Consider the following 14,035-nt stretch of genomic DNA (forward strand, 5'->3'; position numbering starts at 1 on the left):
AGGATCGTTGGGCGCGACTCTCATCATGGCGCGGGGACATATCCCCATAACGACGCCGGATAGATTTGAGCAAACCAACTACGCCATCAAAAATCAGTGTTGCAAAAACGGGGGCGACCATAGATTTACTTCATCGCACGAGCGTGATGGGCAGAGAGCCGTCGGACGATTGCTGCCAACGGCGCCCTGCCGGTCGAATTGTCGCGACCGGCAGGGCGGCAGTCGCAGTGGAAGGTAGTGCTCAGGCAGCGGGCCTGGACCCGGGTCGGCCGGCCTGGTAGCATGGGTGGCGAGATGCTGCGGTGTATCGCGGCCCCCGCGCTTCATTGCCTGTCCAGATAGATATCCGCATGGGTGCGACGTGGAAGTCGCACAAGAGATTGTTTCAGCTGGCCTCGGCCAGCGAGGAAACCGGCTGTTCCGTCAGCCGTACCCTACTGGCGCATGCGATCTCGGTAACGAGTTGGTATGAAGCCGCCGGGACAATGTAACCTGCACGAACGTGCGGCATCAACCCCGTGAGGGCGAGGTGCTTTCTATCAGCATCAGATGGATGAGGTGCTAGGGTGAGCAGTATGGTTAGTAAAAACGAACCACCGGTAAACGTCGTAATATCTGATAAGCCAAAGATGCTGTGAGGCTTAAGCCAAAAGGCATGCAATCGGTTATCCCCTTCCATGCTGGGGCTACACGGACTGCGGATTGCCGGCGAATAGGTGGAACCTAACCTGCTTTTGTCTCTTGTGCGGAACACGGTAAGTCCGATTCTCTGCCAGATGGCGTAGCGATGGCAGGTGACCCGCGAGGGAAACTGTTGGAGAAGCGGATATGAGAACGCGGAGCAAGCGAACGACGGCCTGTAATGGGTCGTATAGGGGTTCAAGATTTGCCCCGATCCGAAAGGGTGCAGACTTCCGCGTGGTGCAGCTGTCACAAGTACACGTTTGAAATTCGTCGGCGGGCAGCTTGAGAGAGACCGGCAGGTTGCGGTTCAGCGCCCGCGTCCCAGCGATGGGATGGATTAATGATGTGAGGCTTGTGAAGGGCTTGAGCAGGATGGTCAAGACCGGCGTCGGAGAGACGCTTCACGCTGTGCTCGAGCCGTATGCGGGGAAAGCTCGCACGTACGGTTCCTCGGGGGCCGCGTTTCCGCAAGGGGACGCGGCTACCCAATAAAAGAAACGATCACGGACCCGGCGGCGGACCTCGTGCCTGTCCATCGGTGCGTTGCTGCGCTACCGCACGCGCATCGTGCGCGTCATCGCGGAAGCGCGTGGGCAACGGGCGATGATCGAATCGCTCGACACGACCGGCAGGACCTTCGTGAGTACGGTGAAGTGGGGCAGCCTGCGCGAGCTTGGCGCCCAGCTCTTCTGAATCTGGCCTGCATCGCAGTCCATCGGACGATCAACCCTGAATGTCGCAGATCAAAACGTACCTACGTCACAGGCTGGGATGCGGCCGTCCAGGGCTGGAGGTCGCGGCGGCGACGGGCTCTTCATTTCACCCGCGCGAAGCGCCCGAGCCACTTCTGCTGTGAATAAGGTCGCATTTCGTTACCGATAGAGACAATGCAAACCGGACCGCGGGTCAGTATTCTTCGGCAAATCCCACACAGCGTCTGGGTGCTCGGCTGCGTCAGCCTGTTCATGGATATCTCATCCGAAATCATCCATAGCCTGTTGCCCATGTTCCTCATGGCGAGTCTCGGCGCCAGTGCAACCACGATTGGTCTCATCGAGGGCATCGCCGAGGCGACCGCCCCTATCGTCAAGGTATTCTCCGGAACCCTCAGCGACTATCTGGGAAACCGCAAATGGCTTGCTGTCGCAGGGTACGGACTGGGCGCGCTCAGCAAACCGCTTTTTGCAGTCGCGCCGACCATCGGCATTGTGGTGACCGCGCGCATCATGGACCGGGTGGGCAAAGGCATCCGAGGCGCGCCGCGCGATGCGCTTGTGGCCGATGTTACGCCGCCACATCTGCGAGGTGCTGCATTCGGGCTTCGCCAGTCGCTCGACACCGTCGGCGCGTTCCTTGGGCCGCTAGCGGCTGTTGTCATCATGCTGGTGTGGGCCGATAATTTCCGGCTCGCTTTCTGGCTTGCTGTCATTCCTGGCCTGCTCGCCGTCGCCCTGCTGGCATTTGGCATCGATGAGCCCGCGCGGGAGCCGGGCGTAAAACGGGTCAATCCGATTCGCTGGGACAGCATCAGGCAGCTCGGCACGAGCTACTGGTGGGTGGTCATAGTCGGCGGGGTATTTGCGCTGGCGCGGTTCAGTGAAGCATTTCTCGTGTTGCGGGCCATGGGAAGTGGCGTGCCGATTGCGCTGGTTCCACTCGTGATGGTCGTGATGAACGTTGTGTATGCGCTGTCGGCCTATCCGTTCGGGAAATTCGCGGACACGATGAGCCACACCCGATTGCTGGTCGCGGGCCTGGTCATGTTGATTGCCTCGGATTTTGTTCTCGCCCATGGCACCCACTGGAGCGTCGTACTCGTGGGTGTCGCGCTGTGGGGTCTGCATATGGGGATGACGCAGGGGTTGCTGGCCACCATGGTCGCTCACACCGCGCCTGCGCAACTGCGCGGTACCGCGTTCGGTTTCTTCAACCTGTTCAGCGGTGTCGTTACGCTTGTGTCCAGTGTCATCGCCGGTGCCTTGTGGGACCGCCTGGGTGCGGCGGCCACGTTCTACGCGGGAGCAGGTTTCTGCGTCCTGACCATCGCGCTGCTTTTGTCTGGACGGACGCCAGACACTGTGGCGGGTCGCTGAGTCAGCGTACTTTCACGCGATGGGACAGGTGCGGCTTCCGTTCGTTTTCGGTGTTCGCCGACGCGTGGTTGCAATCGCAAGACATGTGGGGAACCACATCTCCTCCATCGGGCGCCCCGACGTTGCGCTGACCACAGGGTGGAACCCCGCCGCCTCAATCACAACGAAGAGACGCTCTCGTCGCAAGCCGGACTCGATTGTCACGTTTCTTGTCGCAACGGCGGTGTTTAACGACTGCCTGGTTGCGATGCGATGGTTTTCGAGCCTTCAGAATTGATGTCAAAGTGCCGTTATGCTGTGTGGAAGGAGAGACGGCGGCTAAACCCTAGTGTTCACCAGGGGTTTCCATCAGATTCCCGATATGCGTGTGCGACAGCTTTCAGTGAAAATCGGAAAAGATTCCATCCATTGATGGAGTTCCCGACGTTAAGCCAAACCAACATTTCAGGGAAATCGTTCGCTTTTGAATGTGCAGGCCGCCTTGCCATTATTAAGGAGGAATTTAACCTGCAATGATGATTGGGCAGGTCGCAAAACCCGCACGTTATAATTCCACGCCCGTCGACCGCCGGCCATACGTCACGTTTACCTCCAGATGGCAAATTTCGCAGACTTAACGTTGCTTGAAATGCATCTGACAGAGAACCCGCCTGGCCTGTTAAGTACGCTGCCGCCATGCGTAATGCAATGATTCCGTCGCCTCGCAGATGGTGGTCGGCCATTGCTACGGCGATGGGCAGCCGGCCCGTCATCGCTGGGCTGGCATGTACAGGCGTTGCCACAGCCATGGCCGCTCTCACGTTGGCGACGCTATATACGGGGCGAGCCGACGCGCTCGACCACGCCCGGGAGACAGCGGTAAACCTGGTGTCGCTGATATCAAGCGACCTCGCGAGGAATGTAGAGATTGACGACCTGTCGCTCAAGGCAATGGTTGATGGCGCGCAGCAGCCAATAACGTGGAAGCTACCGCCGGACATCCGCGATGCCGTCCTGTTTGACCGCGCCACGACCGCCGTTTATCTCGGAGGAGCATTCATACTCGACTCTTCCGGAAGAGTCGCTGTGTCGCAAAATAAGGGGGTTTATCCACCTGTTGCGCTGAATGACCGCGACTACTTTATCGCCCAGCAGCGCAGCCCGAACGTCGGGCTATATATTTCGCATCCGTACAGGTCGCGTCTGCGCGATGGCAAATGGTCGATCGCGCTTACCCGACGCATAAACAATCCCGATGGCTCTTTCAATGGTATTGCTGTTATGGCCATCCGGATGGAATATTTCCAGTCGCTTCTCTCCAGGATAAGCACGGGTCGAGCGGGCTCAGTGTTCGTTGCGCTAGATGACGGAACGCTATTGGCACGAAAGCCCTACGTTGAGAAGGTCATAGGGATACGTGTGCGCTCGGCAAGCTTCGACTACATGCGGACTCATCCTTCAGGTTCCTTCGTCGCCAAGGCTACCGTCGATGGCGTTGAAAGGATGTATTCGTTTTCCCGCGTGCCGGGTAGCCCTCTTATTGCGGTGGTTGCGCCGGCGGTTGATGACATTCTGTCGCCATGGCGGGAGCGGTCCCTTCTGGTTGGAACGCTCACGCTAGCGTTCGGCATGGTTTTCGTTGCCGTTTCCTGGATGCTTGCGTTCGCCTTAAGGGACAAGATCAGAGTCCAGGGGAAACTCGTGCGTTGGGCGGCAACCGACGCTCTGACCGGTCTCAGTAATCGTCGCGCCCTGGACGCGCGCCTCGACGCAGAATGGACGCAGGCTGCGCGCCAGGGAAGCGCCATTTCTGTGGCGTTCGTCGACATTGACCACTTCAAGCGATTCAACGACCTTTATGGACACGCGATGGGCGACGAAGTGCTTTCGGCTGTCGCGGACTGCCTGACTGAGGTAGCTCGTGCATCGGACGTCGTCGTGAGATACGGCGGCGAGGAGTTTGCGGTGCTGCTTCCTGACACTGACGCAGCGGGCGCTATCGCAGCGGGCGAGCGGATGCGCAAAAACGTCGAAGGCATGACCCATTTCGCACAGACAGAAGGTCGACCAATTGTCACGGTCAGTGTCGGCTGCGCGACGCGACTGCCGGCTCTGGGCGGCGAGCCCCGCGAGCTGCTTCTTGCCGCGGACGAGCAGCTCTATTCTGCCAAGGGCGCCGGCCGTAACCGCGTCATGCACGAAATCAGCGCTGCGGGTTCGTTTGCTGCCAGTACTTGACTCGTTGCATTCGAACAACGGCCTCGCAGCAACGCGCCGTGCGCGCATGTAGTACCGCAGCGACCGAAGAACGCTCGGTCTCCGACACCAGTCAAAGATGGGGAAGCAGAAATCCGTCTTGCCGTTTAATGGCATCAATACGTTCGCGCGCAACGTAAAGCGGTCGCCGCCTCACTTGTAAGCGCTCCGATAAACTGAAGTCAATTGTTAGCGATGAAAACAAGGCGGCGGCGCCGATTCAAGTCGTGTCCTTTGCATGGGCCCAGGCTTATACGCTGGCCGTCCGTTCAGCGCAGTACGGCGGACGTAGTTGCGCCTATACAGTCATAGTGGAAGTACTTTCAGTCGTATATGTGCGGAGGTTCGGCCAATGAGTGATAGTCAAACCATCAAGAAAACAGGTTGGTTCCCCTCCACGACCAAGCCTGCGAGGAAGGGCTTTTACGAGACTCACTGGTTAATCGGGTCGCATTCCGTATTGCGCTACTGGGATGGAAAAGCATGGTATGAAGATGGCCAGGTTTCTAGCAGGCAGGACTACACATGGCGCGGCCTTGCTCGCCTTGGCCGAGAACATGTCGTCGACTACGCCGTCGAGCATAGCGCCAAACGTCGACTGATTCCGCATGAAGTCGTGAGCAAAACCGTGGACGGCGCAACTCCGTCTAGAGCATGGCGCGAGCACCTTGGGCTGAAGCAGGTTGAAGTCGCCGCACGCATGGGCATTAGCCAAGCGGCTTACTCATCCCTGGAAGCAAAAAAGCAACTACGCGAGTCTTCGTGCGAAAAGATTGCGGCCGCACTCGGTATCACGGTGGACCAACTCGACTTCTGACCGGACGGGGCGCCTGCTGCCCTTGGCAGCCGCCACGTTCTACGCGGGAGCAGGTTTACGCGTCCTGACCATCGCGTTGCTCTTGTTCGTGCGGACGCCGGCGACAGCCGCGGGTGGTTGAGCCAGTGCGCTTGCAGAGAAGGCAAAAGCCCGTTTCTGCCGGAACAGAGGCAGGCGAACAGCGATGAGGCGTTTTTGCAGATCCTGAAATACGGCGGAGGTGTGATTAAGCCCGTCCGACGCAGCGAGTGGCGGCCGCGCACCCGCTTGCGGTCGGGAGGCCGGGGCAGGCGTCGAGACCAGCCTGCCTGCCGTGCGGCGCTCATGTTGGTGTTCACAAATGCTGCTAGCCGTGGTCACAGGGACGCTAGCGGCCAAGACGTCGAATCCCGTGCTGTGTAAGGGAATGCGCCCGACCAGTGCGATTCGATGCCTGTTGCGACGGTACAACAATCATGAGGAGGTTTGTTCAGTAACTCTGCTAGCGCGGCGTAGGTACCTGGATATCAAATCGCATCGACCACGCGAGCGAAAAGGCGTTTTTCATAAGCGTTTGTCTATATCGATGACCGACCGCATGTTGTCAGCGGCCGCTTCAGCTTTCTATGGTTGCTTTCAAAAACGGCAACTCTAGTGCTTGTATGAAGGTTTATTCTGGTTATTACGCGTCGTAGTGTTCGGCGGTGGGCCAGCTCTGCGGACACCCGTTATGTGCAAAGCGGCGCTATGGCGGCAAGGCTAAGCGCGATGCTCTGACTGAACTCTCGGGCGTGTGCAAGGCACGCGAGCATTATTAGTGATCGTGCTAGCGCCGCTGTGAACACGCCTAGCAGCAATTCTGAACGCCAAAAGCACTCGTCTAGCCTGCGGTGGCTAGGCGAGTGTCATTCGGGTATCCTACGTTTACTAGCGTCCGGTGACCTACGGACACGGCCGCGCGTTACCGATCGGACCCAGGCCCGCCAAGTATTTGTCGCCCTCCAACAAATGCACGAAGGAATCGTGCGCACGGCTCAAACGGTCAATTCCGCATCGCAATCGATTTACCTCGCCGCGCATGAAATCGACGACGGAAACAAGGAGTTGTCGACGAGGACACAGCAACAGGCCAGCGCCTCGGAGGATATTGCGGAGATCCTTGCGCGTCTTACGGAAACGGTACTACAGACTTCCGGATACGCGGAGCGTTTGGCACGCCTGTCACAGAATGCCACTACCCATGTTGAGCGTTGCGACAGCCTCATGGTGGAGGCGATCTCCGCAATGCTTTCCGTTGCCGAGAAATCGTCGCGTATCGGAGCAATTGTCGATGTGATAGACGATCTCGCATTTCAGACCAATCTACTCGCCTTGAACGCAGCAATCGAAGCGGCACATGCGGGAGATCACGGCACTGGTTTTGCTGTTGTAGCAGCGGAAGTGCGTGCACTTGCCAAGCGAAGCGCTGTTGCAGCAGATCAGATTCGCGAGGTAATCGCAAAGTCAGGGCAGGAAGTGGAACTCGGCACGTCTCGGGTGGTGAATGCCGGTGAAACGATCCAGCTGCTCGTCGAGGCCAATCGAAGCGTGAGCACGCTGAGCGAGCAGGTAAGTCAAGCTGCATACCAGCAACATTCTGCTATCGAGCGCGCCAGCGGAGCGGTCGCGCAGATTGACGATGCGGCGCAACGCGTTGCCGTATTGGCGGAACAAACGGCCGCCGCGTCCCACGCTCTTGCGAGCCAGACCTCACATCTGCAAGCCACGGCGCGCTTTTGGCATCTGTCTGACACTTGAGATAGAAAGGCATCCTGATTGAGTTCAGCCGTGGTACGTGATGCCGCCACTGGTAGCAGTCGACTTGCGCTCGCCGGCAGGCGGCTAGCCGTCGGGGAAGATGGCTCAGCAGTTCCGGGCGGAAGCCGAACGACAGACGGTCGAGTGGCAACTGGAGAAGCTAGCCGACAGCCACCGTGGCGTCGTGTCGGCCCTCGATGCGTGGCCGCGCAGGCCTCCTGTGCAGCAACAAGTCGTGCGGGCTCTGGTGCAAATAGTAGACCTGCCGGATCACGTGATTTAACCGTTCGAGAAGCGGTTGTGGAATGGAATTTCAAGATACGTTAAAAATGTGGAATTAAAAACCCGATGTCAATGATTCGGTTTTTTTATTCGGCAAATTTCTTCTATGCAGGATTAGATACACTTGCCCCATGAAATACAGTTTAAGTCGCGTCAGCAATCGGTGGGCGAAAGGTATGAGGAACACGTCTGTTCTTCAATGCGTCGGGAAAGATGGCCGCGATTGCCTCTGCAATTCGTGCCTGTTTGCGTGGGCTCTGCGAATATCGACGATGAATGTAAGCCGCCGGAACGGACGACACTGATCGAAGACGGTGTGCAACGCGATTGCATGCAGGATTCTCTGAATGCATAGTTGACGCGCACAGCCGTAACCGAGAATGCCCGCTGCGAATCCTGTTCGGTCCTGCCGGGGGACTCATATGACGAATACCCATATATGTGGGCTGGAAGCAAAGAGGTTGGTTGGGGTAAATGTCCAAAACGATTTGCGTTGCGGAGGTCTGAGCACCGGGCGGGTGAACGCCACTCGTTCGCGTTTGGAGCGTCCTTAGCGGTTTTGATAGAAAACGGCAGGCTGTCCGTGCTGGGTGTTTGATCGCTGTATCGATCAGGGGGGGCGTTTTGGCCGTTCCGACGGTCGCAATAGCCGACGATCACCCGCTGCCTGCAGTGCGGTGGGCGGTACGTTCAGAATGAGCGCGACTATTCTCGATCGCGCGGGGTCGCTACAGATATTTCGACCTAAGCGGCATGCCGCGGGTCCGTGACGACCGTCTGGATCAGAGCCACTTCGTTGGTAGTAACCAGATGAACTCAGTCAATTCGAAATACGGGGGTGAAGAACGCCCGCTGAATCCGTCTCTCAGCCCTGCGCGTCTGTCCTCGGAGATGCCGGGTTTTCACCGTCGGCGGCTGCTTCGGCGACGGTTTTTTTACAACGTGTCATCGACATGCGTGGCTTTCTTAGGTTTCGACGGTCTGATTCAGCACGACTCGGGCGTACTGATGCCCGGATCAGCAACTTGTCTTTACGAAAATCCACGTCTTGAGCCGTGATCCTGCCCTGTGCGTGAGCACAGGGCAGGCGCCGAAAATAACCTGCGTCGCTTCCGCCGTCGCGACCTTGTGGATCGTCGTTGCCTTGACAACGTGCTCTGCCGCCAGAAGGTGCAGTACGCGGTTCGCGGCATCGTGACTCTCGGTATAGCCGTGATTGTGCTGAAGGGCGGGATGGATTGGCGTGCCTTGGAAACCGGTGGTGAGCCAGTCGCGAACCTGATCGCGGTACGGCTCCAATGTTGTGCTACCGGCTTGTAGCTGCCTCGTGACTGGGTTTCCTGCCCTAGTGCTGCAAGTTTGGCTCGGCTCATCGCGCGTCGCTGCGCGATGATGCGATTGGAATCACCGCGTCGCATGCGCACAGCGATGCGACGAAACTCAAACAACTCAAACTTCCTGTTGGCCACACGCGAGCGGGTAGACGATGGCTTGTGCATGACAGCATGCGATGCTGGTGCTCGAACCGATCTTCGAAGCTGACCTTCCACCAGAGCAATACGCTTACCGCCCGGGGCGAAACGCCCAGCAAGCGGTGGTCGAGGTGGAGGAGCGGTTGCACCGTGGACAAACGGACGTTGTGGACGCTGACCTGGCGGACTACTTCGGAAGTATTCCCCACGCCGAACTGATGCTGTCGCTCGCGCGACGCATCGTTGATCGGCGCGTGCTGCATCTGATCCGGATGTGGCTGGAATGCTCCGTTGAAGAAACCGATGACCGAGGCCGGAAGAAACGTACGACGGAGGCCATGGACAGCAGACGCGGCATTCCGCAAGGCTCACCCATAACGCCACCAACAACAGAGCAAACTGCCGCCTAAAATGGGGCTTGCGCATTTCAAGGGAGTGTCTGGCGCCGTGGTCCAGAGGCTGTTCCAAGGTTGATGTGGACCTCGTCCTTGAGACTGTCGCTCCCGCCGACAGGAAGGTGCAGCGATGACCCGAGGACGTAAAAAATGGCACGTACGTCTGGCTTTCGAGCCGAACCTCTACGCCCAGGAACAGTTGCAAAAGGCGTACGAGCAGATCAGTCCGATCGAAGCACGCTCAACGGCGCGGCCGTCCGTGACGCGGCCTGTAGCGGCCAGGCGAGTGACCATCAAGCGAGGTAAACGATGAGCAAAGCTGCGATGGTTGCGCTTTATGCGCGCGTCTCCTCTGAACAGCAAAACAAGTGCGGCACCATTGAAAGCCAGATCGCTGCACTGAAGGAACGTATTTCCGCTGACGGCGCGCAAGTCGTCGAGGACATGTGTTTCGTTGACGCTGGCGTCAGCGGCGCGACGCTGATCAGGCAACAGCTAGAGCGACTCAGGGACTGCACCGCGCTCGGTGCGATCGATCAGCTCTACATCCTGTCACCGGACCGGCTGGCGCGCAAATATGCCCACCAGGCGCTGTTGATGGAGGAGTTCTCGGCCTGCGGCGTGCAGGTCGTGTTCCTCAATCACGCAATCGGTACGACGTCGGAAGAGTCGCTGCTGTTGTAGATGCAAGGCATGATCGCAGAATACGAGCGGGCGAAGATCGCCGAGCGTCACCGCCGTGGCAAGCTTCACGGCGCAAAACGCGGCAGCGTTAATGTCCTGTCCGGGGCCCCCTACGGCTACCGCTACATTCGCCGGCAGTTGGACGGAACGCCAGCCCGGTACGTTATTGAGCTGCCCCAGGCAGCGACGGTGCGGACGATCTTCCAGTGGGTAGGAATGGACCGCTTGAGTATTGGGGAAGTGGTACGCCGCCTCACCGAGTCGGGTACGGTGACGGCGTCGGGCAAGCCGTATTGGGACCGCAGTGTGGTATGGGGCATCTTGCGTAATCCTGCGTACATGGGGCGGGCCGCGTTCGGCAAGACGAAGTCGCGCGATCACCTGCAGGTGCGCGTGCGTGCTCAGCGACATAGTTTATATGCGTCGGTTTGTGCTGGCATGGAAGAAGCTCGGACTTCAGCGCAGTCTTGGCAGTCGCATTGTGACCTACGCGGACGATCTGGTGATCCTGTGCAAACGGGGTAAGGCTGAGGAAGCCTTGGCGCGACTGCGCGAGATCATGGGCAAACTGAAGCTGACGGTCAACGAGGAGAAGACACGAATCTGCAAGGTGCCGGAAGGCGAATTCGGCTTCCTGGGTTACACGTTTGGGCGGCTGTACTCTGCAGTGACGGGCCAGGCCCGTATGGGCATGCGCCCGTCGAAGAAGAGTATCCGGCGCATGGTCGAAAAGCTTCATGCGATGACCGCCCTCAAGACGGTATGGCAAGGGACCACGGAGTTGGTGGGCAGGTTGAATCGGACGTTGCGCGGCTGGGCGAACTACTTCCAGGTAGGAAGCGTCAGCCGAGCATACCGAGCAATCGACAGCTACACCGCTACGCGGTTACGCCGGTGGTTACGCAACAAGCACAAAGTCAGACGTCGCAGGAGCGGGACCTATCCAACCTCACACCTTTACGGGCACTTCGGTCTCGTACGTCTACAGGGTCCTTGGTAATAACTTGCCGTGTACGAAGGCGTGACGTCTTGTCCGAGAGCCGGATGCGATATGTGGTGTTGGCTCAAATGTGGTCTTGCGGGGACGGGATGAGGTTGGTCAGCGGTGTATGCCTATTGAAGGCCACATAAATTAGCGCCGGAGTAGCGTCGGAGATCCGAAGGTAAACTCGGAGATCCGATCATGTTCGGTACGTTGTTTCATTACCCTCGCGTACTCGCTCGTCATCGCAATGGTCCATCGGCCGATGATCGAGAACGCTACCTGGCTCACTGCGCAAAGGGTGGTGCAGCCCGTTCAACGTTGTTGGGCCTTGCACCGGAGCTCCTTGCTATCTCGCGGCGTCTCGCGCTCGACAACGGGCGATTGATTCCGTCTGCGGAGGTCGAGATGGCAGCCGATCGCTGGGTTCGTTACCAGCGACGACATCAGCGAGTCCTGACGGGAAGGTTCTCGCGGGAACGGTTTATCCAGACCGCTATGGCCTGGCTTCGCTTCCTGGGACGACTGCAGGAGCGGCAACCTGCAACACCGCCATTCGCCGATCTGGTTCAACGGTTCGACAGCTACTTGCGCGACGAGCGCGGCCTGTCGTCACACACAATCCACAATCGATGCTGGCACGTTCAGGCGTTTTTGTGCTGGTTCAGCGAGCAAGGAAGCAGCATCGGTGAGATGCGACTCGAACAGGTCGACGCCTTTCTGGCCCTGAGACGAATGCAGGGCTTGTCCCGGGTATCGATGGCCAGCCTTGCCGGCGCGCTGCGAAGTTTCTTCCGCTACGCCGGTGAGCAAATGTGGTGCTCGAAGAACCTAGCCGGCGGTATCGAAGGACCTCGTCTGTTCAGCCACGAGACGCTTCCAGCCGGGCCCAGGTGGGAAGACGTGCAGCGACTCATTCGCAGCACCGATACGGACAATCCCCACGATATTCGGGATCGCGCCATTCTGTTGCTCCTGGCGGTCTACGGACTGAGAAGGGGGGAAGTCGTTGGCCTGACCCTGGGCGACGTGGACTGGGAGCATGACCTCCTTCACGTCAGCCGTCCAAAGCAGCGGTGCAAACAGGACTACCCGCTTACCGCCGAGGTAGGTGAAGCAATTCTTCGGTATCTCGAACAGGTGCGGCCTCACATCGCTTTGCGCTCACTGTTTCTCACTATAAGGGCCCCGTTCCGCCCAATCGCGTCCACGAGTCTGCACTACCTGGTCAGCCGACGATTGCGGGTTCTGAACATCAGTTGCCGTCGTGGCGGGCCACATTCACTTCGACACGCGTGCGCGACCCGCCTGGTGGCTGAGGGATTCTCACTCAAGGTAATCGGTGACCACCTGGGTCACCGCAGCGCCTATGCAACGCGCACCTACGCCGAGGTTGATCTGGCTGGCCTGAGGCAGGTCGCGGACTTTGCCATGGGAGACTTGCTATGAAACTGCCTGAAGCGGTCGCTGCATACGTGGCCTACAAACTGTCACTGGGGATGCGCTTTGCCACTGAGGCACGTACCTTGAAGTCCTTTTATCGAATGCTCGGCGACATCGACATGCGCGACGTCGACGCCGATCGTGTCCATGCGTTTCTTGACGGCAATGGTCCCATTACGGCTTTCTGGGATCGCAAGCTCAACGCGCTGCGCGGTTTCTACCGCTTTGCCATTGCTCGCGGCCAAAGTCAGCCGACAATTAGCATCTGGCTCGGGCGTCCGCGGGAGCATCTAAAGGACCCGTTGTTCATACGTACGCCGGGCGGCATGGCGCCAACGCCGCAAGCCGATGCCCTGATCGGTCCGTGTCGGGAGATTCTCGAATCGCTGCGACGCTTCGCGGCCTGGGAGATCGAGTTCGATCCAGCCACCGCAAAGCGACGGTTCCGTATCTGCATGAGCGACGCCAGCCACATAACGCTGCTTCCACGAATGCTGGCGCACGTGCGCGCGCTGGCGCCGGGCCTACGCCTCGAAGCGACGAGGATTGACGGCAATACGGAGCGGGCGCTGGAATCCGGTGAGGCGGACCTTGCGATCGGCCATATGCCCTGGCTTGGCGGTGGAATTTACCAGCAGCAGCTATACACCCAGGACTGGGTCTGTCTGGCCAATCGCCGTCACCCGAGGTTAGGCGCCAAACTCGGCCTGAAGCACTATCGCACTGAGGGACATGTCGCGATCACGGCTGGGACGGGAGCGCAACTGCTCGAACAGGCGCTGGTGCGTGAGCATATCGATCGCGATGTGGTGCTGGAGTTACCTGGCTTCCTCGGGCTCGGAGCGATCATCAAGAGTACCGACCTGATCGCCACGCTGCCGCGACACATCGGTGAGACGCTTGCAAAGGTCAATGATCTGGCGGTCCACCCGTGCCCGGTTCCTGTGGATGGTTTCGCGGTTCGACAGCACTGGCACGCCAGATATCACCACGAAGCGGGCAACCGTTGGCTGCGTGGCCTGATGGTGCAATTGTTTGGAGCCTCGGACTGATATGACTTTCCGTGTCAATCGCGATCGGTTCTCGGTTTTGGTGCATCTGAATTTCCTGAGGGCGACGTAGCAGTACGTCTCGACGGTGGGTCACACTGATATCCGCGGGTTGGTTACCGC

At 58.8% G+C, this 14,035-nt stretch carries 10 protein-coding genes and 1 pseudogene; all 11 read left to right on the forward strand.

Features of this window, described 5'->3' with window-relative positions; genetic code table 11:
* Nucleotides 1-1,227: 1,227 nt before the first annotated feature.
* The 11 genes and pseudogenes from A6V37_RS41620 (at nucleotide 1,228) to A6V37_RS35995 (ending at nucleotide 13,915) form a co-directional block, all read left to right on the forward strand.
* The gene (locus A6V37_RS41620; protein ID WP_165614486.1) at nucleotides 1,228-1,377 is read left to right on the forward strand and encodes a hypothetical protein; all 150 of its coding nucleotides are present in this window, start codon (nucleotides 1,228-1,230) and stop codon (nucleotides 1,375-1,377) included.
* 194 nt (nucleotides 1,378-1,571) lie between these two features.
* A complete protein-coding gene (locus tag A6V37_RS35945) occupies nucleotides 1,572-2,777 on the forward strand; it encodes an MFS transporter (RefSeq protein WP_064271421.1) in 1,206 nt (401 codons plus the stop codon).
* 786 nt (nucleotides 2,778-3,563) lie between these two features.
* Nucleotides 3,564-4,994 (forward strand): GGDEF domain-containing protein, encoded by a 1,431-nt coding sequence (locus A6V37_RS35950; protein ID WP_242665938.1) that lies wholly within the window; start codon nucleotides 3,564-3,566, stop codon nucleotides 4,992-4,994.
* Nucleotides 4,995-5,364: 370 nt separating this feature from the next.
* Nucleotides 5,365-5,829, forward strand: coding sequence for a helix-turn-helix domain-containing protein (locus A6V37_RS40290; RefSeq protein ID WP_082902884.1), 465 nt, complete (start codon nucleotides 5,365-5,367; stop codon nucleotides 5,827-5,829).
* Between the two features lie 987 nt (nucleotides 5,830-6,816).
* Nucleotides 6,817-7,605, forward strand: coding sequence for a methyl-accepting chemotaxis protein (locus A6V37_RS35960; RefSeq protein WP_064271425.1), 789 nt, complete (start codon nucleotides 6,817-6,819; stop codon nucleotides 7,603-7,605).
* A 1,792-nt stretch (nucleotides 7,606-9,397) separates the two neighbouring features.
* Nucleotides 9,398-9,769 (forward strand): reverse transcriptase domain-containing protein, encoded by a 372-nt coding sequence (locus A6V37_RS35975; RefSeq protein ID WP_064271430.1) that lies wholly within the window; start codon nucleotides 9,398-9,400, stop codon nucleotides 9,767-9,769.
* A 294-nt stretch (nucleotides 9,770-10,063) separates the two neighbouring features.
* A complete protein-coding gene (locus tag A6V37_RS42685; protein ID WP_244174074.1) occupies nucleotides 10,064-10,438 on the forward strand; it encodes a recombinase family protein in 375 nt (124 codons plus the stop codon).
* A 9-nt stretch (nucleotides 10,439-10,447) separates the two neighbouring features.
* Nucleotides 10,448-10,810, forward strand: a pseudogene (locus A6V37_RS42955) (recombinase family protein); the annotation flags it as partial.
* 25 nt (nucleotides 10,811-10,835) lie between these two features.
* Entirely contained in the window at nucleotides 10,836-11,438 is a 603-nt protein-coding gene (locus tag A6V37_RS35985) for a group II intron maturase-specific domain-containing protein (protein WP_242665940.1), read from the forward strand.
* A gap of 183 nt (nucleotides 11,439-11,621) precedes the next feature.
* Entirely contained in the window at nucleotides 11,622-12,869 is a 1,248-nt protein-coding gene (locus A6V37_RS35990; protein ID WP_064271432.1) for a tyrosine-type recombinase/integrase, read from the forward strand.
* A 113-nt stretch (nucleotides 12,870-12,982) separates the two neighbouring features.
* Nucleotides 12,983-13,915: a LysR family transcriptional regulator gene (locus A6V37_RS35995; protein ID WP_423213164.1), complete on the forward strand. Its 933-nt coding sequence runs from the start codon at nucleotides 12,983-12,985 to the stop codon at nucleotides 13,913-13,915.
* The last annotated feature ends 120 nt before the right edge of the window (nucleotides 13,916-14,035 follow it).

Source organism: Paraburkholderia ginsengiterrae, from assembly GCF_001645125.1.
Classification (GTDB): Bacteria; Pseudomonadota; Gammaproteobacteria; order Burkholderiales; family Burkholderiaceae; genus Paraburkholderia; species Paraburkholderia ginsengiterrae.

What these genes read in the sequence shown, in the direction of transcription:
- A6V37_RS35975 (WP_064271430.1), top strand. Translation starts at nt 9,398, where the DNA reads ATGCTGGTGCTCGAACCGATCTTCGAAGCTGACCTTCCACCAGAGCAA.
- A6V37_RS40290 (WP_082902884.1), top strand. Translation starts at nt 5,365, where the DNA reads ATGAGTGATAGTCAAACCATCAAGAAAACAGGTTGGTTCCCCTCCACG.
- A6V37_RS35950 (WP_242665938.1), top strand. Translation starts at nt 3,564, where the DNA reads ATGGCCGCTCTCACGTTGGCGACGCTATATACGGGGCGAGCCGACGCG.
- A6V37_RS35995 (WP_423213164.1), top strand. Translation starts at nt 12,983, where the DNA reads ATGCGCGACGTCGACGCCGATCGTGTCCATGCGTTTCTTGACGGCAAT.
- A6V37_RS35945 (WP_064271421.1), top strand. Translation starts at nt 1,572, where the DNA reads ATGCAAACCGGACCGCGGGTCAGTATTCTTCGGCAAATCCCACACAGC.
- A6V37_RS35960 (WP_064271425.1), top strand. Translation starts at nt 6,817, where the DNA reads ATGCACGAAGGAATCGTGCGCACGGCTCAAACGGTCAATTCCGCATCG.
- A6V37_RS42685 (WP_244174074.1), top strand. Translation starts at nt 10,064, where the DNA reads ATGAGCAAAGCTGCGATGGTTGCGCTTTATGCGCGCGTCTCCTCTGAA.
- A6V37_RS35990 (WP_064271432.1), top strand. Translation starts at nt 11,622, where the DNA reads ATGTTCGGTACGTTGTTTCATTACCCTCGCGTACTCGCTCGTCATCGC.